Below are 22,624 nucleotides of genomic sequence, written 5' to 3' on the forward strand. Positions count from 1 at the left end.
GCATGACTGCGGCCGCTGTGGCGCATTCAGACACTGCGGAGATGTGCCCAACGGGCGAACAACCCGCGCCACAGCAGATCACCCTGCTCATGGTTCTCCGCGCGTTCCAGAAGGTCGAGCTCCCCAAGCCCACGCTGAGCATCCAGCCACCGGGCGGCAAGACCTTGGTCAACTTCGACACGATCTTCTCCACCGACGCCGATTCGTTCCGGCGTACGGTCCATCTCCTGGGGCGCCGGGTGCAGCTCGGCATCACGCCGGTCTCCTACGTGTGGGCCTACGGCGACGGAACGTCCGAGACCACCACCGGGCCCGGCGTGGAGTGGAGCTCCGGTCGGCCGATGAGCGACTACCTGGTCCATGCCTACGAGGACGCCGACGTGACCATGCAGCCCCGGGTGTCGGTCGCCTACTCCGCCAGGTTCCGAGTGGGCAACGGTCGATGGCGTGACGTCTCCGGCACGGTCACCTCCGAAGGCACACCCGTCGACCTACGGGTCGTCGAGGCCAGGTCGGTCCTGCTCGGCACTTCCTGAGCAACCCAGCCAGTCAGTCACACCTGTGCGATGCGGATCGTCATCCCAGTGACAGCAACTGACGAGAGGAATGGCCATGAGCGAGAAGCAGAAGTACGACGGGTTCAGCGAGGAAGAGCGCACCGCGATGAAGCAGCGTGCAGCCGAGCTGAAGACCGCGAGCAAGCCCACGTCCAAGAAGGCAGCGACCGAACGCCAGGCCCTGCTCGACACGATCGCCGCGATGCCCGGCAACGAGGCGGCCATCGCCAACCGGGTGCACGAGATCGTCACCGAGCACGCGAGCGACCTGTTGCCCAAGACCTGGTACGGAATGCCGGCGTGGGCCCGGGACGGCAAGGTCGTGGTCTTCGTCAAGCACGCCTCCAAGTTCAAGATGCGCTACACGGAGGTCGGATTCACCGAGGACGCGCACCTTGACAGTGGAGACATCTGGGCGACGGTCTTCGCGGTCACGACGATGACCCCGACAGTCGACGAGGAGCTGACCAGGCTGGTCAGGAGCATCGGCTGACGAGAGCGCAGGCCCCCCGGGACAACGCGTGTCGAACCGCAGGCGCGCTACTTGACGAAGCCTTCCTTCTTCAACCAGTCGAAGGCCACGTCGACCGGTTCCTTCCCTTCGACGTCCACCTGCGCGTTGAGCTTCAGCAGCACCTCATCGGTGAGCTTCTCGGTCACGGGCGCGAAGAGCTCCTCGATCTGCGGGTAGTCCTCGAGGATGTCCTCGTTGACCACGAGGGACACGTTGTACTTCGGGAAGTAGGACCGGTCGTCCTCGAGGACGGTGAGGTCGAGCGCCACGATGCGACCGTCGGTGGTGAACACCTCACCGAAGTTGCACTCCCCCTTCGCCGTCGCGCTGTAGACCGCACCCGTCTGGTAGGTCTTCAGGTTGGACTGGGGTACGCCGTTGCGTCCGAGCGGGATGTCATAGGTCTTGAGCATCCCGGGCAAGCCGTCCGGCCGGTTGGTGAACTCCGACTCCACGCAGAACGTGCGCTCCTTGACCGGGAGCTTCTGGATCTCCGAGAGCTTGGTGATGCCGAAGCGCTTCTTCACCTCGGGGGTGATCGCGAAGCCGTAGGTGTTGTTCATCGGCGCAGGCGGCAGCCAGACCAGGTCGTTCTTCTCGAGGTCCTCGTCGCGCACGGCGACATACTGCTTCTGCTCGTCGGGGATCGGGTCGGTGTGGCCGAGGTAGGTGATCCACCCGGTGCCGGTGTATTCCCACATCGCCTCGATCTGCCCCTCGAGCTGCGCCTGCCTGGCCGCCGCGCTCCCGGGGATGTTCGTCAGGTCGGTGACATCGGCACCTGCCGAGGCGAGCAACGACACCGCCATCTTGCCGAGGATGATGTTCTCGCTGAAGTTCTTCGAGCCGATGGAGATCTTGAGTCCGTCCATCGACTTCACGTCGGCCACCGGCCCGGCGAGCTCGCCCTGGCGGATCGGACCAGCAGCGGTGCCGAGGAAACAGCTGCTGAGCAGCAGCGACATGGCGGAGACGACACTGACCAACCCGAGCCGACCGCGTCGGCGACGCCGTGCGTCGTTCATCTCAGATCCCCTTCGGTCGGGTGACCAGCTCGAGGACACGTCCGAGCCACTCGATCAACAGCGCCAGCAAGGCGATCAGGAGGGCGCCGGTCACCATCAGTGAGAACTTGAAGAGCGTGATGCCGGTCTGCAGGATCTCGCCCAGACCACCGGCGTCGATGAAGCAGCCGAGGGACGCGGTGCCGGCGATCAGCACGAGCGAGGTGCGCACTCCGGCCATGATCACCGGGATCGAGAGCGGCAGCTCGATCTTGAACAGCGTCATCGAACCGGTCATCCCGATCCCACGACCGGCTTCGACCAAGGTCGGGTCCACGCCCTGGATGCCGACGATGGTGTTGCGCAGCACGGGAAGGATTCCATAGAGGCTGAGTGCGATGACCGCGGTCCAGAAGCCGCCCTGGAGCCAGAGGAAGAGCAGCACGATCAGTCCCACGGAGGGTGCCGCCTGCCCGGCGTTCGCGATGCCGACCACGAAGGGCGCCAGCACGTTCAGCCCCCGGCGGGTGAGCATGATGCCCAGGGGTACGGCGGCGAGCACCACGATGATCGCCGAGACGACCGTCAGGAGGACGTGCTCCCAGATCAAGCCCTGCAGCAAGGGGCCGTCGTACCACGTGGCGGGGTTCCAGCTCGGGAACGGCGCGTGCCAGTCGGCCGGGTTCCAGCTCGGGAACACCTCGGTCCACCGACTCTGGAACAGCACGTTCCACGCCAGCTGGTTCGACTCGACCACGTCGAGCTCGGCGGTCTGTCGCCACCAGACGAAGCCGCCGAACATCGCCGCGACCAGGATCGGTGGCACGGCCAGCATCAGGGCCATCTCGCGTGTGATGACCCGGCCCTTGGCCTTGCCCGTGGGCTCGGTCCCCTCGGGGGCCTCAGATGCCGACTGCCGATCGAGCGGCTCGACATCGACCGGGTGGGGGTCAGTCATGGCTGCCCTCCCCCGTCGGGTCGCCGCCGGGAGGCGCCGCGGCGTCCGCTGCCCTGGCCTGCTCCACGTTCTCGGCCGCCTCGCGTTCGGCCTGGCGCATGTGGTCGGTGACGGTCTCGAAGTCGATGACACCGAGATACTTGTCGCGGTCGCCGGTGACGATCGCCTTCGAGTGCGCCGCGGTGAGCATCGTGTCGAGCGCGTCGTTGAGGGTCGCTGCCTGGTCGAGGGTGACCAGGTTCTCGCGCGGCGAGCTCAGCACCCGCGGGTTGTTGCGCATCTGGCGCAGCCACGGCCAGGCAACGGGGCGCTCCCGCTCGTCGAGGACGACGACGGTCTCGTCGCCGGCCTGCTCCGCGGCCTGGATCACCGGCGCCATCTCGTCCCCGACATGGGCCATCGTCGGGTGGCTGAGGTCGAGGCTGCGCACACGGGTCAGCGAGAGCTGCTTGAGTGTCGACCCGGCCCCGACGAAGTCCGCGACGAAGTCGTTGGCCGGTGCGGCCAGGATGTTCTCGGGGGTGTCGTACTGGGCGATGTGGGCGCCCTCCTGGAGGATCAGGATGCGGTCTCCGAGCTTGATCGCCTCGTCGATGTCGTGGGTGACGCACACGATGGTCTTGCCCAGCTCGCGCTGGATGCTGATCAGCTCGTCCTGGAGCCGTTGCCGAGTGATCGGGTCAACCGCCCCGAAGGGCTCATCCATGAGGATGACCGGCGGATCCGCGGCCAGCCCGCGCGCCACACCGACACGTTGCTGCTGGCCACCGGAGAGCTCACGCGGATAACGGTCCCGATAGCGGTCGGGGTCGAGACCGACCAGGTCGAGGAGCTCGTCGGTGCGGGCACTGATCCGCTTCTTGTCCCAGCCGAGCATCTTCGGCACGACGCCGACGTTGGTGGCAACCGTCATGTGCGGGAACAGGCTCCCACCCTGGATGACGTAGCCGATCTTGCGCCGCAGGCTGCTGGCGCTGTCCTGCTTGATGTCCTGGCCGTCGATCAGGATCGTCCCCGAGGTCGGCTCGATCAGCCGGTTGATCATCTTCAGCGACGTGGTCTTGCCGCAGCCGGAAGGCCCGACGAACGTGACGATCTCGCCCGCGGGGATGGTCAGCGTGAGCGACTCGACGGCGGCGACCTTCTGCCCCGGGTAGCGCTTCACCACGTTCTCGAGGCGCAGCTCGGCGCCACTGATGGACCTGCCGTCACCACCACCCTCGTCGCGGTGCTTCGCGGAGTCGGCGGCCTCGATGTCGGTCATGCGCGAATTCCCTTCGAGATGGTGAAGCGACCCAGCAGCAGCATCAGCACGTCGGCGATCAGGGCGACGACCACGATGCCCACCGTGCCGACCAAGGCGTAGTTGACGGCGTTCTCGTTGCCGGCCTGTGAGAGGCCGGTGAAGATGTAGCCGCCCAGGCCGGGACCGAGGACGTAGGCGGCGATCGCGGCGATGCCCATCGACATCTGCACCGAGGTGCGGACGCCGGCGTGGATCACTGGCCAGGCGAGCGGGAGCCGGACCCGCATCAGGATGGCGACCTCGCCCATGCCCATGCCCTTGGCCGACTCGAGCAGGTCCTTGTCGACCTGGCTGAAGCCGACCACCGCGTTGCGGAGGATCGGGAGCATGGCATAGAACGCCACGCAGATGAAGGCCGTCATGGCGCCGATCTTGGTGAGCGGCAACAACAGGCCCACCAGTGCGAACGACGGGATGGTGAGACCGATCGCGGAGAGCATGTTGGCGACCGACTCGAGCACCTGGAACTTGTTGATGACCACCGCGAGCAGGACGGCGACGATCGTGGCCAGGAGCACCGCCTGGAAGACCAAGTTCGCGTGCTGCAGGGCGTTGTAGAGGATCAGGTCCCAGCGGTCCCTCACGAAGTTCCACATGGCCCGGGGATCACCTCACTGATCAGCTGACGGCCGCTTCAGCCAACCACAGGTGGGCCGGGAGGTGACGCAACGGCGTGTCGCCGGACGGGTCGGGAACGCGTCGTGCGTCAGCCCAGCAGCACGACGAGGACCAACGAGACCCCGGCAGCGACGACCGTCGAGACGACGGCCAGGAGCAGCGCTCGCAGGGGCACCGGCCACAGTTGGCGCGCCACGATCGTGGTGCCGAGTCCGAACATCGCGGCCGCGAACAAGCAGGTGGTGACGTCACTGGCCAGGTCGAGCATCCCGGCGGACAGGACTCCGGTGGCGCGGGTGCCGACGGCCGCCAGGAAGCCGACCAGGAACAGCGGGACGAGAGGACCGCGCCGGCTCCCGTGGCGACCGTGGCAGATCCGGCCGGAGGCGACCTGGACCGGCACCAGGAGCGCCACCCGGGCCAGCTTGACGGCCATGGCGGTGGCCAGGGCCACCGTCCCGCCGCCGATCAACGACGCGGCCGCGATCACCTGGGCCACCTCGTGGATGCTGGCCCCCGCCCACACCGCGGTCTGCTGCCGGTCCAGGCCCAGGACGTGCCCGAGCGTGGGCACGGCGACGATCATGGCGCTGCCGAACGCGGTCACCAGGGCGACCGCCAGCCCGACATCGCGCGGCCTCGCCCGGATCGACGACTCGACCGCAGCCACCGCGGCCGCCCCACAGATCGAGAAGCCGGCGGCGATCAACGTGGTCAGCTCCCGGTCCAGCCCGAGCGCCCGTCCGACCACCTGTGTGGCGGCGTACGTCGTGAGGACGGTGCCGAGCACGACCACGACCGCCCCCGGGCCGAGGTCGATGACATCGGCGACGACCACCTTGAGCCCGAGGAGCACCACGCCGGAACGCAGCAGGAGCTTGTCGAGTCGTGGCGACTGGCCGACGACGTGGCGGGCGACCGGTCCCAGGTTGGCGCAGACGACTCCGAGCACCAGCGCCACCAGCAGCGGCCCGAGCAGGGGAAGCTCGCGACTGATCAGCAACGATGCTCCGGCCGCGAGTGCGGTGACGACGAGCCAACGCAGGACCTGTGCCGGCCGGGTCGGCCCCGGCCCCGGCGCGGTGGCCGGGTGGGCGTCGACCTGGCGCGCGCTGCCAGCCGTAGCGGAGGCCGTGGTCGAGTTCATGCAGCCACCCTCCTCGGCGGCGGCCGTGGCCGGTAGACCCCGAGGTGAAGGTGGGATATAACCGTTGGTTATGAGTCGGGAGCTGGATCTGCAGGCGCTGCGCCTGCTCGTCCACCTCGAGGACACCGGCAGCCTCGGAGCTGCCGGTCGCCGACTGGGCATCTCGCAACCCGCGGCCAGCGCGGCGTTGCGCGCGTTCGAGACCCGCTGGCAGCTCACGATCGCCGAGCGCTCGGCCCGTGGCACCCTACTGACGCCCGACGGCACCACCGTCGCCGCCTGGGCCCGCGACCTGCTCCACCAGGTCGACACCGTGCGGGGCGGCCTGCGCGCGCTCGGGGCCCACCGCAGCCAGGAGGGCCACGACCTGCCCATCGCCGCAAGCCTGACCATCGCCGAGTTCATGCTGCCGCGCTGGATCGGCGAGCTGCGGGCGACCCAGCCGGGCATCCACCCCCGGGTCCAGGTGGTCAACAGCGATGCCGTGGACAGCCTCGTCCGCTCGGGTGACTGCGTGCTCGGGTTCGTCGAGACCAGCATCGTGGCCACCGACGTGGCCCGTCGCGTCGTCGGCTCCGACCGTCTCGTCATGGTGGTCCCGCCGAACCATCCGTGGGCGCGACGCAGCACTCCCCTGCTCCGCTCGCAGCTGCTGGAGGCCGAGTTCGTCGTACGCGAGGAAGGCAGTGGCACCCGCGACACGTTCGAGCGGGCCCTGGCCGCTCAGCCGAGGATCTCGATGGTCGCCACGTCGACCACCGCGATGGTCGGCGCCGTGCAGGCGGGGATGGGACCCGCCGTGGTCACGCCCCACGCCGTCAGGCCCGCGCTCGAGACCGGCGAGCTGGTCGAGGTCTCCCACGGACTCGACCTGGAGCGGCCGTTGACTGCGATCTGGCGCAAGGACCGCGCCCTCGAGCCCGCTGCGGCTGCGCTGCTCCGGATCGCGCACCGCACCGGCCGCTGAGTCGCGCCGGGCCCGGGAGCTGCCAGCCGCTTGGTCGTGCTGAGCACCGCCATCGCGGGGTGATCACTCGAAGACCGGCAGCTCCTGCGCTGATCCCAGCAGGACCCGGAAGGGGTCACCCTTCGCCTCCAACCGGTCCAGCACTGTCCGGATCGTCCAGCCGTCGGACCGCAGGCCGGGATCGTCCAGCTCGTCCCAGGTGATCGGCACGGAGACCGGCGCACCCGGCGCCGGGCGCGTCGACCACGGAGCCACCAGCGTCTTGTTGATCGCGTTCTGCGTGAAGTCCAGACGCGCCCGACCCTTGCGCTTCTTGACCTCCCACTCCCAGCTCACCAGGTCGGGGAGCACCTTGCCCACGGTCCGCGACAGGCTCTCCACCCAGGCTCGGGTCTCGTCGAAGGTGTAGCCGGCCACGATCGGCACCCAGATCTGGATGCCCCGCTTGCCGGTCACCTTCGCGCCCGCGGTCACACCGAGCTCGTCGAGCGCGGTGCGATGCAGCCGCGCCAGGTCCAACAGCTCGTCCCACGTGGTCCTCTCCCCGGGGTCCAGGTCGATCAGGGCGTACGTCGGCTCGTGCGGTGCCTCGGTCCGCGAGGTCCACGGGTGCCACTCCAGCGCACCGAAGTTGGCGGCCCACACCAACGCCGCAGGTTCGTCGGCGACGACGTACGTCGTGGTCTCACCCGGGTCCGCCTCGGGGTTGTCCCACGCACCGAGCCACTTCGGTGCGTGGTCGGGCCGCTGCTTGTGCCAGAAGCCCTGGGCGTCGGAGCCGTCGGGGTGGCGTCGCAGGTTCAACGCGCGGCCCTCGACGTAGGGCAGGGCCACCGGCGCGATCCGCGCCACGTAGGCAAGGAACTCGCGCTTGGTCACCGGCTCTGCGTCGTCCCGCGCCGGGAACAGCACCTTGTCCAGGTTGGTCACCTTGAGCCGGCGACCGAAGACCTGCCACGTGCCCTCCTTCCCGATCTCGGCAAGGGCGTCGATCGCGTCGTCGTCGAGCTGCTCGGGAAGCAACGAGACCTCGGCCTCCGCGGCCGGCTCGTCGGAACGCCAGGCGTGGTGGGGGTCCGCCTTGACCTCCTCGTTGGTGCGCCCGCTGAGCACGGAGACGGGGTGGTCCTCCGGGTCCCACCCGTCCACCGCGTGGTCGTCGTGCTTGTGCAGCAGCATCCACTCGTCCTTGTCACGGTCCGGGTCACCGCGGCGAACCAGCACGAGGCGTCCGCGCAGCTTCTCGCCGTGCACCTCGGCGTGCAGCTCACCCTGGGCGATGGCCGCGCCGGGATCGTCGGTGTGCACCGGCTCCCAGGTGCCGGTGTCCCAGACGATCACGTCGCCGCCGCCGTACTCCCCCTCCGGGATCACGCCCTCGAAGTGCAGGTACTCGATCGGGTGGTCCTCCACGTGCATGGCAAGGCGGCGTACGCCCGGGTCCAGGGTCGGGCCCTTCGGCACCGCCCAGCTCACCAGCACGCCGTCCACCTCGAAGCGCAGGTCGTAGTGCAGGCTGCTGGCTCGATGGCGTTGGACGACGAAGCGGTCGCCGCCCGGTGCTCGACCGCGCCCCCCGGCCGGTTCCGGCGTGCGCGTGAAGTCCCGCTTGCGGCGATAGGTCTCGAGGAGGTCGGCCATACCGGAGCGGTACCCGACACCGGACGGATCACGCCACCCGGACCGGCAACGACCAGCACCGGGAAGACCCGTCACGACGGGGCCCCGGCGGGACCTCGCCCGTGGCCCTGGCTCGGCACCGGGTCGGCGTGGGCACGCAGGCAGCGCTGGGGTCGGATGGAAGAATGGTCGCGACCGACACGCACCGGACGGATCCGGCGCACGCCGGGAGGAGCCCCGCCATGACCGACCCCAAGACCACTGGCGCCGATACCACTGGCGCCGACAGCACCGGCACCCAGAGCACGGGCAGCGACCGAGCTGGCACCGACAGGACGAGCGGCGCGTCGCGCTGGCTCCCTGCCCTCATCGCGATCATCTCCGTGGTCGCGGTGGTCGCGCTCGTCGCGGGCGTCAAGCTCATCGGCGATGACGACCCCGGTGACTCCCGCGTCGACGGAACGCCGTCGGGCACCTTCGGCAAGGTGATGAAGGGCGCTGCTGCCGCCGAGCCCCTCACGAACGAGGGAGAGGTCGTGCTGCCGTGGATCCGCCTCGACGTCGCCGCAGGTGAACCCGTCGATGAGATCCCGGCCACCAAGAAGCAGGCCGCGGTCGCAGCACCCGCCGGCGGCAGCTTCATCCGGGTCGAGGTCAGCAAGCAGGGCACCGTTGCCTTCGCACTGAGCTCGAAGTCCCCGGCCGACGACGTGGACCTGCTGCTGCGGGCGGACGGCACGGACTACTCGCTGACCGAGGGACCCGACGGGCTCGAGTTCGACCCGTCCAAGCCGTGGCTCTTCCAGAGTCGCGAGACCCGTTGGCTCAGCGTCGCGGGCCAGCCCACCGACGTGCAGGTGGTGTTGCGCGTCGGCGACGTGGAGCAGGTCGTCGACGCCGCCAGCGGCAAGGTCGACCTGGGTGACGCAGCCGCCCTTGCCGACGTCCCAGCACTCAACCAGGACTACGACCAGTTCCCCTGTGGCTCGTTCACGCGCACCGATTCCGGGGCCGACCTGCAGCCGGGCGCGGCGCCCTGCACGGTGAGCAGCACCCTGCGCACGCCGTACGTCGACGGGCTCGGCTGGGCCGACACCGGCCAGGAGTTCCTGGTGGTCAACGTGCGCACCGCGAAGCAGCTGGCACTGTCCGGCGAGAGCCCGGCAGCGGTGACCGAGCGAGCGGCCACGCTCGACGGCGCGGACCCGATCGACACATGGCAGCGCGACAGGTCCAGCACCCAGTTCGTCTTCGAGGTGCCCGAGGGAGAGCAGGGCGACCTGACGCTCACCTCGAGCTTCGGCGAGCAGGGCAAGGATCCGGTCGCCACGCTGGAGTGGAGCATCGACGCGGCCAAGCTCGGCTAGGACTGCTTGTCGCGCCGCAGCTGCCGCTTGTTGCGCGCCGCGGCTGCCGCGGCCTGCCGTCGGGGTCGTGGAGGTGGCGGTGGGGCCGGCACCGCGAACGCCATCTTCAGCAGCGACAGCCGGCGGTCAGGAACCAGGAGGACGGGTCACCGGGTTCGGTCGAGGCGGCCACCGCCCCTAGATTCGGCGGCCGCGCTCGACAGCGCCGGGGATCTGCGAGGATCGATCCGAGACTTGAACCATTCAAGTACATTCTTCAACCAGATGGCCCTCCCGGGGCCGTCGACGCCGTACCCCCGCCCCGACCAGACGAACGACGAGGTAGACGACGAGATGTCCCGCAAGCGCCCCGGTGACAAGCCAAAGAAGCCCGTCGACGCCGAGAAGGTGGCAGCCAAGCGGGAGCGCCGGGAGCGGGCGAAGGCGATCCGCGAGGCCGAGCAGCGCAAGCAGCGGCGCAACAAGGTCCTGGTGCAGGTCGGTGTCCTCGCCGCGGTGGCGGTGATCGCCGTGGGTGTCGTGATCGGGATCAAGAAGGCGAGCGAGCCCGACTTCGTGGCCGCACCCACCGGCTTCGCCGACGACGGCGGCATCACCGTCGGCAATCCGGATGCACCCGTGACCGTCACCCTGGTCGAGGACTTCGCCTGCCCGCACTGCGCGGCGCTCCACCAGGAGAGCAAGGACCTGATCAACGGGTATGCCAACGGCGACGACGTGGCCGTGGAGTTCCGTCCGGTCGCCTTCCTCGACAGGATGTCGAGCGACGAGTACTCCAGCCGCGCGCTCAACGCCGCGGTCTGCGTCGTCCAGGACGATCCGAAGAACTGGCTGGCCATGCACGACTCATTGCTCGAGAACCAGCCCGCCGAGGGTGGTGCCGGTCTCCCTGACTCCCGGCTCACCGAGATGGCTGTTGAGTCCGGGGCCGACGAGGACGCCGTGTCCACCTGCATCGACGACAACAAGAACGAGGGCTGGGTCGACTACACCAGCAACGAGATCACCAACGAGGCCGACTTCCAGGGCACCCCGGGCGTCTACGTCAACGGCGACCGCGTCAACCCCACCGCCGGCGCGATCCAGTCCGCCGTGCAGGAGGCCCAGGCCTCGTGAGTGAGGAGGCGGCCGTGCTCGAGGCACAGGACGGCGTGATCATCTGGGGGCGCGCCACGGGGATCCTCGTGGCGGTGCTGTCGTTCCTCGGTCTGGCCGCCGCGTTCACCTTGTCCGTCGACAAGGTGAAGCTGCTGCAGGACCCGAGCTTCGAGCCCAGCTGCAACTTCAACCCGATCCTCTCCTGTGGCTCCGTGATGGCCACCGAGCAGGCCTCCGTCTTCGGCTTCGCCAACCCGTTCCTGGGCGTGGTCGGCTTCAGCATCGTCCTCACCCTCGGTGCGCTGCTTGCCGCCGGTGGCCGGGTCCCGACGCCGATCGTGGCCGGCGCCGCGATCGGCACAATCGCCGGCACGGTCTTCGTGCACTGGCTGATCTTCCAGAGCCTCTACCGCATCGGTGCGCTGTGCCCCTGGTGCATGGTGGTCTGGGCTGTGACCATCCCCTTGGCCTGGTGGTTCACCCTGAAGGCCGTCGAGCAAGTCGCCTCCGGCGACGGCGTACGCCGGGTGGTGCGCGTGCTGTGGGACTGGCGCTTCACCGTCGTGGGCCTCTGGTACGTCGGTGTCGCCGTGCTGGTCCTGGCTCGCTTCTGGGACTTCTGGACCAGCAACCTCTGACCCGGACCGCGTGTCCTTGATGAGCGAGCCGCGGATGGTTGATGCGCGAGTCGCGGATTGGTGACGCGCCCACGGGGCAGGCGCCCGGCTGCCGCGACCGCCCGGCTGGCCCGACCGCCCAGGCTGCCGCAGCACGAGGCTCACACCGCCCGACGTGCCTCACTCGAGCAGGCGGGTCACTTCCACCGAGGAGTAGAACGGCTCGAGCTGCGCGCGGATGATCCGCTCCAGGTCGCCGCTCTCACGCAGTGCGTCGATGACTCCTGGGGCGATCCGGACCAGGTCGTCGACGACGTCCTCCCGGTCGAGGTCGAGCTCCCCGAGCAGCTCGGTGGGCGTGTAGCCGCCGAACCGCTCGAAGAATCCCTTGACCACCACGGTGGCGAGGGCGGCGACGTGCTCATCGGCCAGGGTGGTGATCGCCATCTCGTGGAGGGCGTCGACCAGGCTGGCGACCTCCTCGCGGCTGGCGTGCTCGCCGACACCGTTGACCGGCTCCGCCCCGACCATGTCCCACACCTGCAGCAAGGCCTCGCGCGTCGTCGGGTCGCGCAGGGTCTCCACGATGATGCGGTTCAGGCGGCGTACGGCGAAGGTCCCACCCCTGCCCATGGTGTCGCCGATCAGCCCCTCGAACTGCTTGTCCGCAGCCCCCATCACCTTGGAGGCCGCGTTGGTGCCGAAGGACATCAGCGAGCCGAGCCCGGGCACCTTGTCCGCGACGGCCTTGTTGGCCTGCAGCACCTCACCGACGATGCGCCCCATGAAGCGTGAGGCCATCGTGCCCACGAGGGGGCTGGCGGTCAGCCGCTCGAGTGCGCGCTCGAGCACCGGGGTCAGCCCGAGGGCTGCGTCGAGGGCCGCCTCGACCTGGTCCCGGTCGAACACGTCACCGACCGTGTGCGGCTCGGTCGGACCATCCATCGCGACCTGCAGGCCCAGGTCGACGAACCCGCTGACTGCCGCGCTGGCCGGGACCGTCGCCAACGCCCGGACCACCACCTCGGCGATCACCTGCTCGTCGACCAGATCAGCCAGCTGGTGCTGCCCGCCGACCGCCATCAGGTCATCCGCCAGGCCTCGCACCGTGGACTCGAGGTGGGCACCTGCCAACCGGTCGAGGTGGTGGCGCACCTGTGCGTCGAGCAGCTGGCTGGCGAGGGACGCGGCGGTCGGCTTCGAGGAGGGCACAGGCAGACGATACGGCCACGACGTGCCCTAGCCGCCGTCCCGGTTGGCGAGGATGGCGGCCGTCGGTGGGATCACGGCGGCAACAGCCGACATGACCACCGCTGCGGGGACCGACCAAAGGCGCACGACGTTCCACGCCAGCACGATCAGCAGGATGCAGGTCCCCATCATCACGAAGTAGACCCGGCGCCGCTTGGCCTGCCGGTGCGAGAGGGACTCCTCAGCGTCGGTCACCCGGGGCGTCCTGTCGCGTTGTCGCACCCTTCCAGTGTGCACCCGAGGCGTCGGCACGCCGTCCCTGCGGACGGGCACCGGACCAGCGCCGCACCGGTGACGGGTACGGCGACTGCGCGAACCGGCCAGCCCGGCTTCAGGCCTCGATCATCACGTCGCGGCCATCGGCGGTCACCGGTGCGTCCTCGTTGATCGCGGCCACGGCCTCGGTCAGCTCGGGCTCGACCGGCGGACGGTGGTCGAGGTGCACGCCGGCGATCATGCACCGCACGGACCCACCGGCCAGCTCGATCGTGGGGATGTCGACCGAGACGATCTCGCAGGACTCCTCGATCGCAGCGACCTGGTCGGGCCGCAGGCTGGCGCGTGCTCGGGCCGACATCGCCATGATGTAGCGACGCTTGCCCTCCGGCGTACGGCCGCAGAGCTCGACAGCGTTGCCGGCGAACTCGCGCACCTGCTCCTCGGTGATCTCCACGACCTTGCGACCTTGGACCGTGAGCCGCTCGCGGACCTCCTCGCGGCGGCGCAGGTCGGGGATCATCTCCAGCGCGAAGAGCGCCACCTCCGTGCCCACACACGCGATCACGTTGGTGTGGTAGACAGGAACGCCGTCGGAGTCGACGGCGTCGAAGGCCATCGGTTCGTAGCCGAAGTCGGTGCAGAACCGCTCGAGCACGTGGGTGTCGGCCCGGTGGCTGACCGCCGTGTAGGCGACCCGCGACACGTGGTCGAGCACCATCGCGCCGGTGCCCTCGAGGAAGATCCCGTCGGGCTCGAGGCCGGAGTAGTCGATGATCGTCTGGACCCGATAGTCCGACTTCAGCATCTCCAGCACGTCGGCCCGCCTCTCGTGGCGACGGTTGGAGGCATACATCGGGTAGACCGCGACGTTGCCCCCGGCGTGCGTGGAGAGCCAGTTGTTCGGGAAGACGCTGTCGGGGCGAGTGTGGTCCTCGTCCTCGAACACGTGCACGCGGACGCCGGCCTCCCTCAGGGCCGACGCCAGGGCATCCATCTCCGCCAACGCCCTGGCGGCCGTGGCGTCGGCCGACTGTCCCTCCGGCGGATCAGCCTGGAAGGCGTTGTCAGCCGACGTGACCGGGTTGGGGGTGAAGCGTTCGGCACGGACGAGGATGACGGCAGAGGGGGCTTGGGCACTCACGACAACGGAATCTAGACCATCGGGACGGTGGAAGCCGAACGCACGGAGTCGGCGTCGGACTCGTCCGTGATCGGCGTGATCCAGGACTGGTGCGTCGCGCTGTTCTTGGTGATCGCCAACAGCTCGTCCATGTGGGGCTCGAGGCCGGTCACCTTGTCGAGCGGCACCCCCACGATCAGCTGGAAGCCCAGTCCCCGCCACGCCTTGACCGCACGGCCGGCGAAGTCGGAGTCGGCCTTGACGAACCCCTCGTCGAGGAACACCGGCGCGAACCGAGGACGCGACCGCATCTCGTCGCCCAGCCGGAAGCGCAACGCGGAGCCGACGATGAAGGCCACCAGCTCCTGGCTCTCACCTCCGGACTTCTCCCCCAGCGTGCGGTAGGTCGCACGCAGCTCGCCGGTCACGTGGTCGTACTGCTCCGCACTGATCTCGACATGACGGCGTACGTCGAGCAGCCGGTCCCGGTCGGTGAGCCCGATGCTGGCCTGGTCAGAGCGCCGCAGCTGCTGCATGAACCGGCTCAGGTCGGCGAACCGCTTCTCGAGCGCGGCGTCGTCCAGGTCCTTCGCCGTGGCCGACGACAGCGCGCGCAGGTCCTTGAGGAAGACCTGCACGTGCGCCGGGGACAACCGGCGCAGCCGGATCCGCAGCCGATGCCGCTCGGCGCCGAACTCGAGGCGTCGCAGGATGGCGTTGATCGGCTCGAGCCGGTCCTCGATCTCCTCGATGGAGGCCGCCATCGCCCCCACCAACGGCACCAGGTCCTGCCCGCTCCACTCGGTGAGCCGCCGGCGCCACTCCGTGCGCCGCTGGGCCAGGCCGGTCTGCTTGATCTCCTCGAGGATCCGCGCGTAGTCGGCGTACGACTCGGTGGTGCCACCGAGGTTGGGCGCGTCCCACTGCAGCTTGTACATCCGGAAGATCGCACCGAGCTCGTCGTCGGCCCGCTCGATCTCCGCGTGGGCGTCGCCCACGGCGTCGCGCAGCCTCTCGGCGAGCCGCTGTGAGTTCTCCGGGAAGCGATCGAGGTCGTCGGGATCGGCGGGCGCCGAGGCGGCTGCGAAGTCGGCGGTCAGCGTGGCCGACTGCTCCTCGGTGAGCACGGCCCGCCCGGAGTGCTGCATCGCCTCGAGCCGGTCCTTGACCGAGTCCTCGTCGTCGACCAGGCGGCCGTGCACCTCGTTCAGCTGGTTGCGTCGCTGCTCGAGCGCGAACCGCTCCTGCCGGGTCTCGTCGAGGCGCGTGGTGAGCTCCTCGATCTGGCGCTGCAGGGCCTGCAGCTGGTCGTCGGAGCCGAGGATCTCGCGACGCCGCCGGCCGATGTCGGCGATCCGCTCGTCGCTGCCGGTGACGTCGAAGTCGTCGAAGCGCGCCGCGACCACCGCGTCGTAGGCCGTGTGGCGCTGCCCCAGCACGCTGGCCCGGCGGTCGAGCTCACGCACCCGGTCGTCGAGCGCGGCGAGCTGCTCACCGACGGAGGCCAGCTCGGCGTCGATCTCGGCGATCGCGTCGTCGTTGGAGAAGCCGATGATGCTGCGGGAGTCGGCACGACCATGGCTGCCGCGACGTCCCTTGCGGGTCTGGCCGGCGGCCGTCACACGGTGGCCGCCGCCGTCGAGTCCCGCAGCGGTCTCCACGCACAGTGCGTTGCGCGACGGCTCGGCGACGTGGGCCTGCACCCACCCCGAGAACGGCGACTCCTTGAAGTCCAGCTTGCCGGCGACCCGCTCGGGGTCGGCCGGCTCGGCTGCGGGCAGGTCGAGCTCGACACCCTCGAAGGTCAGCCTTCCGCGCAGGTGCAGCCCGTCGATGCCGGCCGAGAAGCCGGCCAGCTCGTCGATCGGCACCAGCATGGTGCGCGCCGAGGCACCGAGCACGGTCTCGATGGCGGTGCGCCACTTCGACTCGTCGGCCGAGACGTCGATCAGCTCCGCCACGAACGGCAGGCGGTCCTCGCTGATCCCACTGGCCTCGGAGACCGCGGCGCGGAGCTCGTGGAGCCGCGCCGGCACCCGACCCGAACGTCCTTCCAGGGAGGCTCGTTCCTGACGCAGCTCCGCCTGCCGCTGGTTCAGCGGATAGCCCCCGCGCAGCACGTCGTCGCGCTCCGTGCGCAGCGCGTCGTGCTTGTCCTGCCAGTCGGCCATCCAGGTGCGCGCCTGCTCCTGCAGGGCAGCGAAGCCCACCGCCGAGGACAGGGCCTCGTCGGTGGACACCTCGACGGACGTGCCCGACTCTTCGTCGGGGGCGGCTGCGAGGGGCGCCTCGAGCAGCGGCAGCATCCGCTCCGCCAAGACGGTACGACGCGACAACCTGTCGTCACGCACCACCTTCTCCTGCTCCAGGGCGTTGCCCAACGACTGGAGCGTCGAGCCGCCCGCCGACCGGTGCGACTCCTTGGCCGCCTCCAGGTCGCCGACCAGCGCGGCCTCCGCCGAGGCGGCCTTGGCCAGGTCATCGGCCGTGGCCGCACGCGCGCGGCTGTTCGTGGACAGGGCCGACTCGATGAGTCGCAGGTGCGTGCCCAGCAGCCAGAGGCGCAGGGGTGTGTCGCCGGCAGCGGTCACCCCGTAGGAGTCGAGCTGCCCCAGGCGCCGGGCAGCGGCGCTGCGGCGTTCGTGGAGCTCCGCGATCGGCGCCAGCAGCTCGAGCTTGGCCTCCTCGGTGCGCATCGCGGAGTACGCCGCGTCGAGGTCGTCGAAGTGCTCGATCGCTCGGTCCGCCGCGGCGTACGTCGCCGGGCGCTCGAGCACCATGTCCTTGTAGAGCTCGTCGACGCTGCGGACCTGGTTGCCACCCTGGATCCGGGAGAGCAACCGCAACGCCTTGGCGCCGTCACCGTTGGCACCGATGCCCAGACGGGCGTGCAGCACGGCCGAGAACTCGGCGTAGGTGCCGTGCGCCCGGATGCCGGGCCAGAGCTTCTTGATCGTGTTCGCGTGCAGCTTGTCGGGAACGGCGACCTCGAGCCTGTCGAGCTCGACGGTGCCCTCCACCGAGAACAACCGCATCTGCACGTCGCTGGACCGGGTGGCACGTCGCGGGACGTAGTAGGTCCGCAGGGCGGTGAAGCGACCGCCCTGGTCGTTGACGAAGGTCATCGCGATGGCGCCCCAGGTGTCAGACCCCTTGCCACGCAGGAGCTTCTCCACCGGCCGACCGGTCCTGGGATCGTCGACCACGTCCACCGCACCGCGCAGGTAGGAGAGCAGGTTGCGCTGGCCCACGCTGCGCGCGCGGCCGGCGACGGCGTCGTTGGAGGCGCCGTTGAACTTGGTGTCGGACGACATCATCAGCGCGGTGTAGGCATCGAGGATCGTGCTCTTGCCGACCCCCGAGGCCCCGGAGATCATCGTCGCGTCCCCACGCAGCGGAATGGTGGTCAGGCCACCGAAGCCACCCCAGTTGACCAGCTGCAGCAGGGCCGCGCGCCACTGCACGGTGTCGTCGACTGGGTTGGCCACCGCGCGGTGCAGGAAGAGCCCCTCGGAGTGCTCCGACTCGTCGACGCGTCCGTCGTTGGTGGCGTCGGCCCGATCCCGGCTCGGGTCGTCCGACGCAGCGGCGAACGAGGACGTGTCGAGCCCTCCGGTCACGTCCAGGTCATCCGTGCTCATTCCGCCTCCTCCTCGAACAGCTCGACGTCGGCCTCGTCGCCGGCCTGCTCCGCACCGTTGGCCTTCTGCAGCGCCTCGACCAGCTCGACCAGCAGCTCCAGGGGCAGCAGCGGCTCGACGGCCTCGCTGATCTCGAAGCGGTCCTCGGAGGCGGTGGGGATCAGCAGCCCCGACTTCGCGACCGTGGTCACCGCGTTCCTGGCTCGACGTTCGTCACCGGCCTCGTCGGTGGCGTGCGGCGGGCGGAAGCTGGCCACGTGGTTGACGATGTCCTCCCGGTCGATGAACACACGGGTGTCGCCACCTGCCACACCGGAGCGCAACCGGTCGCGCAGGTGGACCAGGACGATGGTCTCCTCGCGCGACCACGGTGCGTCGTACAGCAACGTCGGAAAGCGGCTTCCGGTCTCGGAGACCGCCTGCCGTTTCCAGGCCACCTCGCGGGCCCGGTCGACCTGCAGGTCGAGGAAGAGGTCGTTGAGCCGTGAGCGGAGGGCACGCTCGTGGTCGACCAGCACCTGCCAGTCGCGGGGGTGTGTGCGCGCGCTGATGAAGCGCTGCTTGAGCAGCGTCACCAGCGCCTGGCGCTGGGCCAGCTCGAGGCCACCCTCGTCACCCTCGAAGAGCGACACCGACGTGTCCTCCGGGTCGCCCGATGCCTCCACGGGGTCGATGGAATGCTCGGTGTCGGGGCAGGTCTCGTCAACGACGTCGGTCATGCGTGGTGCTCACTGTTCTGCTCGTCGGCGTGATCAGGGTCAGCGGTGCCGGGGCCACCCGCGTCGATCGGCATCCGCGGCACCGAGAACGTGCGCCGGGAGCCGTCGTGGCGCTGCGCGGCGTACGGCTCCGGGTCGTCCGTGCTCACCCAGCCGCGATCGGCGGCCAGGTGCAGGAGACCGAAGATCTCCACGGGGCGCCGCAGCTCCGGCTCCAGCTGGCCGAACAAGGCGCCGAGCGAGTCCGCCGGCAGCAGGTCCGCGAGTGCCTCGTCGAGTCGCTGGCGCAGCTCACCCAGTCGCGGCCCACCCTGGGCCTTCAGCTCGGCCAGCGTCAGCGACGGGACGTCGGCGGGTGCGGGTGGTGCGATGCGTTCGGGAAGTACGTCGTCAGCCGGGTCGTGGAACCTCTCGCGGAGGTGGTCGACACTCACCCGCGGGGGCAGGAGCGGTACGTCGTGCGTGGCCCGCGGACCGGTGTTCTCCACCCACGTCATCAGCTCGGACTCGACCTGGCGCAGGGTCTGCTCGAGCTCGCGGTCCCGCGCAGCGTCGTGGGAGACGATGTATTCCTTGAGCGTCGCGGTCACCCGAGAGCGTTGCTTGAGCACCCGGTCGAGCCCGTCACGCACCAGCCTGACCGTGCCGCGCAGCTCGGCGCGGTCGGCCTCACCGAGGATCCGGTCGGAGAGCGGGTGGTCGAGGAGCGCGGTGAGGTCCTCGCGCAGCTGGGTGACCAGCGCCTCGTCACGCAGCAGCGCGAAGGCACCCTCGAAGGCCCGCCCCTCGTGGGTGCGGGTCATCACCATGTCGGCCCGGTCCAGGTAGTCGTCGATCACGTCGCCGGCCGGTCGGTCCTCGGCCCGGAACGCGGCCAGGATCTCGCCCCGGATCTTCGCGAAGCGCTCCTCGACCCGGGCGAAGTCACTGGGCAGTGCGGAGATCAGCGACAGCAGCTCGGTGTAGCCCTCGTGCATGTAGTCCTCGGTGGCGCTGACCATCTCCGCACCGTCGACCAAGCGGTCGCGCTCCGCCTGGAGTCGGGCGATCTCCTCGTTGAGCAGGGTGACCCGCGTGGTGCGGTCCGGGTTGGCCTCGGCGTTGAACCGGCGCACCGTGCCGAGGATCGTGGCGATCCGGTGCTCGCTGAGCGTGGCCCGGTCACGGGTCAGGTTCTTGACCAGCTCCAGGGCCTGCTGGGCGTGGGAGGTCAGCGTGTAGACCTCACGGCCGCGCTCGTCGAGCGCACGCACCAGCCACTGTCCGCGCATCCATCGGTGGCACAGCTCCTTGCCGGAGCCGTTCGGGAGGTCCTCCTCCCCCACGGACCGCAGCTGTTCCAGGTGGGACTCGACCTGGGTGTGCAACCGAGCCGTGGGGATCGGGGTGTTGCTGCGGCCGAAGGCCGACCGGAAGAGCGTGATCACCACGGGTGCCTGGCGCTGGTGCAGCAGGGTGAGCGTGGGCGTCGCGAACGCGCCCCTGACGCGCTGCAGCTCTCCCTCGATCTCGCTCATTCCACCTCGATCCGCTCACTCCACCAGTGACTCGCCGGCGCGTCACCAGCGACCCGCTTGCCGTCCGTTGCGGCGCCCAGCATCCCAGAGCCCTCCCGCGGGAGGTTCCCCCGCCCCGTCCGGGGCGGTCAGCACGGCGATCCGAGATCGTGAGCACCGCCCGCCGCTCGGCGCTCGCTCCGCTGTGCTCGGCACACACACCGCTGCGCTCGGCACACACGCCGCTGTGCTCGCCGCTCGCTCCGCCCGCCGCTCGCTCCGCCCGCCCTCGGCGCTCGCTCCGCTGTGCTCGGCACACACACCGCTGCGCTCGGCACACTCGCTGCTGTGCTCGCCGCTCGCTCCGCGGCGATGACTGTGGCGACCACCTGCCCTTCTGCGCGGGCAACAGCCGAGGACTCAGGAGCGGTCGATCACGGTTGCGCGCGATTCACTGTCACCAGGTGACAGTGAATCGCGCGCAAAGCCGTGGACCGTGAGATGAGGTCGAGGAGCGGGCCGGCACGAGCGGGAACGAGCCCGGCATGAGCCGCGACGGGCCAGGACGAGCGAGCACGAGCGGGCACGAGGCACGAACGAGCATGAGCGGGCGCGAGGCACGAGCGGGCACGAGGCACGAGCGGGCACGAGGCACGAGCGGGCAGGAGCGCCTACGGCAGGCGGAAGGTGGAACGCAGCGTCTCCAACCACGACGTCAACGTGGGCACGAGACCGTCGCCGAACGTCGTGTCGAACCCGGCATAGCCCATGCCGATCACCACCAGGGCGGCCAGGGCCAGGAAGAGACCGGCTGCGACCAGTGCCCGGCCGGCGACGTGCGAACGACTCGTGGCAGCCATGCCGACGACCACCACGACGAGGGCCATTCCCCCGGCCAGCAGGGCGAGCCCGCGCGCCTGCGTGAACGGCGCCGTGAGGATGGCGACCAGTCCGAGGAGGAAGGCAGACACCGACGCGGCCGAGGTCCGCACCGGACGGTCCGGGGACGCCTCGAAGAGACGAGTGATCTCATCCTCTTGCGGTGCTGCCCCCAATGACGTCATGGCTCAAGCCTAGAAGGAGGACGGGCCGCTCTCCGGCAACCACACGGGCGGTTCGGAGATGACCCGAACGAGTCATCCGTGGACGGTCGCCATGGTGCCGATCGGAGACGCACGCGGATGGCAGACGCACGCCGATGGGAGATCGCGACGCCGATGGGAGACGCACGCCGGCGCGGTCACGTGAGCTCAGCCAACCGCACGACCGCCCGGTCCAGTCGGCCCTCCTCGGCCAGGATCGCGCGCTGCCGCACCGAGCCGGTGCCCTTGGTGAAGACCCGCTCGAGGCCCTCGTGGACGCGCTCAGCATCTCCGGTCGCCTCGAGCGCCGGCGTGACGTGGGCGACCAGCGACTCGACGACGTCCTCGGCGGGTCGTGGCCGGTGGGAGAGCGGGTCGAGCAGCTCGCCGCCCAGGCCTCTCCGGCCTGCCTGCCACATCGACAGGCGCAGGACTGCCACCGACACGGGGTCCGCGTCCTCCCCCGCTGCCCAGGCGCGTGCCCCGGTCTCGACGAGGGCACGGGAGAGAGCGGCGACGAGCACGGCGTCCCGCGGATCGAGGCAGACGTCGGCGACCCGCACCTCGAGCGTCGGGTAGCTCCGCGACGGCCGAGCGTCGAAGTAGGCCATCCCCTCGTCCAGCGGGACCCCGGTCTCCGTGAGCAGGCGCAGGTGGTCGAGGTAGGCCGCACCACTGCCGAACACCTCGGTCGGGCCGTTGGTCGGCCACCGGGTCATCACCTGCGAGCGATAGCTCTCGTAGCCCGAGTCGCCGCCCTGCCAGAACGGCGAGTTCGCGCTCACCGCCAGCAACACCGGCAACCAGGGCCGGATCCGGTCGAGGGCACCGATCGCCTCGTCGTCGGAGTCGACCGACACGTGCACGTGACAGCCGCACGAGAGCTGCTCGCTGGCGGTCAGGCCGAAGCGCTCCCGGATCTCGGCATAGCGCTCGTCGTCGACGGGCTGCGGGCGGACCGGGAGGGGCGTCGTACCGCTGGCCAGCACCAGGGCACCGGCCTCGGCGGCGGCGGCGCGTGCCTTCTCCCGCCACCGGCCGAGCTCGATCTCGAGCAGTCCGAGGTCCTGCACCGGAGGCGTGTCGGTCTCGACCTGCTGCTCCTGCAGCTCGGGTCCGAGTGAGCCGCCGACGTCGTCATTGGCCTCCCCCGTCTCCCCGCGGCGCTTCGCGACCCGGAGCACCTGGCTGGCGACCGAGCGGGGAGCACCGGTCGTGGCGTCGACCAGGAGCAGCTCCTCCTCGACCCCGACTGTCCGGATCGGGGTCGGGGTACCGACGGTGGCATCTCCACTCAAGTCGTCACGCTCCCCACGAAAGCAC

Annotated in this window: 20 protein-coding genes; 6 read left to right on the forward strand and 14 right to left on the reverse strand. The window is 69.9% G+C overall.

Annotated elements, in window-relative coordinates; all coding sequences use genetic code 11:
• Positions 1 to 89: 89 nt before the first annotated feature.
• Positions 90 to 536, forward strand: coding sequence for a hypothetical protein (locus ncot_RS11150; RefSeq protein WP_168617668.1), 447 nt, complete (start codon positions 90 to 92; stop codon positions 534 to 536).
• Between the two features lie 76 nt (positions 537 to 612).
• A complete protein-coding gene (locus tag ncot_RS11155) occupies positions 613 to 1,050 on the forward strand; it encodes a hypothetical protein (protein WP_168617669.1) in 438 nt (145 codons plus the stop codon).
• 47 nt (positions 1,051 to 1,097) lie between these two features.
• On the opposite strand, the gene ncot_RS11160 is transcribed toward ncot_RS11155, so the two are convergent.
• The 5 genes from ncot_RS11160 to ncot_RS11180 form a co-directional block, all read right to left on the reverse strand.
• Positions 1,098 to 2,096, reverse strand: coding sequence for a glycine betaine ABC transporter substrate-binding protein (locus ncot_RS11160; RefSeq protein WP_206064944.1), 999 nt, complete (start codon positions 2,094 to 2,096; stop codon positions 1,098 to 1,100).
• 1 nt (position 2,097) lies between these two features.
• Positions 2,098 to 3,033 carry an ABC transporter permease gene (locus ncot_RS11165; RefSeq protein ID WP_240937872.1) on the reverse strand — a complete coding sequence of 312 codons (936 nt, stop codon included), beginning with the start codon at positions 3,031 to 3,033 and terminating at the stop codon, positions 2,098 to 2,100.
• Positions 3,026 to 4,297 carry an ABC transporter ATP-binding protein gene (locus ncot_RS11170; RefSeq protein ID WP_168617670.1) on the reverse strand — a complete coding sequence of 424 codons (1,272 nt, stop codon included), beginning with the start codon at positions 4,295 to 4,297 and terminating at the stop codon, positions 3,026 to 3,028. The genes ncot_RS11165 and ncot_RS11170 overlap by 8 nt, the downstream gene beginning before the upstream one ends.
• Positions 4,294 to 4,935: an ABC transporter permease gene (locus tag ncot_RS11175; RefSeq protein WP_168617671.1), complete on the reverse strand. Its 642-nt coding sequence runs from the start codon at positions 4,933 to 4,935 to the stop codon at positions 4,294 to 4,296. Before ncot_RS11175 ends, ncot_RS11170 begins: the two co-directional genes overlap by 4 nt.
• Before the next feature lie 110 nt (positions 4,936 to 5,045).
• The gene (locus tag ncot_RS11180; protein ID WP_168617672.1) at positions 5,046 to 6,104 is read right to left on the reverse strand and encodes a putative sulfate exporter family transporter; all 1,059 of its coding nucleotides are present in this window, start codon (positions 6,102 to 6,104) and stop codon (positions 5,046 to 5,048) included.
• A gap of 70 nt (positions 6,105 to 6,174) precedes the next feature.
• Between ncot_RS11180 and ncot_RS11185 the strand changes: the two genes are divergently transcribed.
• Positions 6,175 to 7,071 (forward strand): LysR family transcriptional regulator, encoded by an 897-nt coding sequence (locus ncot_RS11185; RefSeq protein ID WP_168617673.1) that lies wholly within the window; start codon positions 6,175 to 6,177, stop codon positions 7,069 to 7,071.
• Between the two features lie 63 nt (positions 7,072 to 7,134).
• Here ncot_RS11185 and ncot_RS11190 read toward each other — a convergent pair whose 3' ends face one another.
• Positions 7,135 to 8,712 (reverse strand): DNA polymerase ligase N-terminal domain-containing protein, encoded by a 1,578-nt coding sequence (locus ncot_RS11190; RefSeq protein WP_168617674.1) that lies wholly within the window; start codon positions 8,710 to 8,712, stop codon positions 7,135 to 7,137.
• A 221-nt stretch (positions 8,713 to 8,933) separates the two neighbouring features.
• On the opposite strand from ncot_RS11190, the gene ncot_RS11195 reads away from it, so the two are divergent.
• The 3 genes from ncot_RS11195 (at position 8,934) to ncot_RS11205 (ending at position 11,794) form a co-directional block, all read left to right on the forward strand.
• Positions 8,934 to 10,058 (forward strand): hypothetical protein, encoded by a 1,125-nt coding sequence (locus tag ncot_RS11195; RefSeq protein WP_168617675.1) that lies wholly within the window; start codon positions 8,934 to 8,936, stop codon positions 10,056 to 10,058.
• A 234-nt stretch (positions 10,059 to 10,292) separates the two neighbouring features.
• Positions 10,293 to 11,174 carry a thioredoxin domain-containing protein gene (locus tag ncot_RS11200; RefSeq protein ID WP_168617676.1) on the forward strand — a complete coding sequence of 294 codons (882 nt, stop codon included), beginning with the start codon at positions 10,293 to 10,295 and terminating at the stop codon, positions 11,172 to 11,174.
• Positions 11,171 to 11,794, forward strand: a complete 624-nt coding sequence (locus tag ncot_RS11205; protein ID WP_168617677.1) for a vitamin K epoxide reductase family protein — start codon at positions 11,171 to 11,173, stop codon at positions 11,792 to 11,794. The genes ncot_RS11200 and ncot_RS11205 overlap by 4 nt, the downstream gene beginning before the upstream one ends.
• A gap of 159 nt (positions 11,795 to 11,953) precedes the next feature.
• Here the strand turns inward: ncot_RS11205 and ncot_RS11210 are convergent, their stop codons facing one another.
• The 8 genes from ncot_RS11210 to ncot_RS11245 form a co-directional block, all read right to left on the reverse strand.
• On the reverse strand, positions 11,954 to 12,985 hold the full coding sequence (locus ncot_RS11210) for a hypothetical protein (RefSeq protein WP_168617678.1): 1,032 nt from the start codon (positions 12,983 to 12,985) through the stop codon (positions 11,954 to 11,956).
• A 27-nt stretch (positions 12,986 to 13,012) separates the two neighbouring features.
• On the reverse strand, positions 13,013 to 13,219 hold the full coding sequence (locus tag ncot_RS11215) for a DUF3099 domain-containing protein (protein ID WP_168617679.1): 207 nt from the start codon (positions 13,217 to 13,219) through the stop codon (positions 13,013 to 13,015).
• Positions 13,220 to 13,355: 136 nt separating this feature from the next.
• Entirely contained in the window at positions 13,356 to 14,384 is a 1,029-nt protein-coding gene (locus ncot_RS11220) for an arginine deiminase-related protein (protein ID WP_168617680.1), read from the reverse strand.
• A gap of 11 nt (positions 14,385 to 14,395) precedes the next feature.
• Positions 14,396 to 18,004, reverse strand: a complete 3,609-nt coding sequence (locus ncot_RS11225) for an SbcC/MukB-like Walker B domain-containing protein (RefSeq protein ID WP_168617681.1) — start codon at positions 18,002 to 18,004, stop codon at positions 14,396 to 14,398.
• The gene (locus tag ncot_RS11230; protein WP_168617682.1) at positions 18,001 to 18,723 is read right to left on the reverse strand and encodes a DUF4194 domain-containing protein; all 723 of its coding nucleotides are present in this window, start codon (positions 18,721 to 18,723) and stop codon (positions 18,001 to 18,003) included. The genes ncot_RS11225 and ncot_RS11230 overlap by 4 nt, the downstream gene beginning before the upstream one ends.
• Positions 18,720 to 20,240, reverse strand: coding sequence for a DUF3375 domain-containing protein (locus ncot_RS11235; RefSeq protein ID WP_168617683.1), 1,521 nt, complete (start codon positions 20,238 to 20,240; stop codon positions 18,720 to 18,722). Before ncot_RS11235 ends, ncot_RS11230 begins: the two co-directional genes overlap by 4 nt.
• A gap of 650 nt (positions 20,241 to 20,890) precedes the next feature.
• Positions 20,891 to 21,283, reverse strand: coding sequence for a hypothetical protein (locus ncot_RS11240; protein ID WP_168617684.1), 393 nt, complete (start codon positions 21,281 to 21,283; stop codon positions 20,891 to 20,893).
• A gap of 176 nt (positions 21,284 to 21,459) precedes the next feature.
• A complete protein-coding gene (locus ncot_RS11245) occupies positions 21,460 to 22,599 on the reverse strand; it encodes a glutamate--cysteine ligase (protein ID WP_240937873.1) in 1,140 nt (379 codons plus the stop codon).
• Positions 22,600 to 22,624: the final 25 nt, after the last annotated feature.

Source organism: Nocardioides sp. JQ2195 (assembly GCF_012272695.1).
Taxonomy (GTDB): Bacteria; Actinomycetota; Actinomycetes; order Propionibacteriales; family Nocardioidaceae; genus Nocardioides.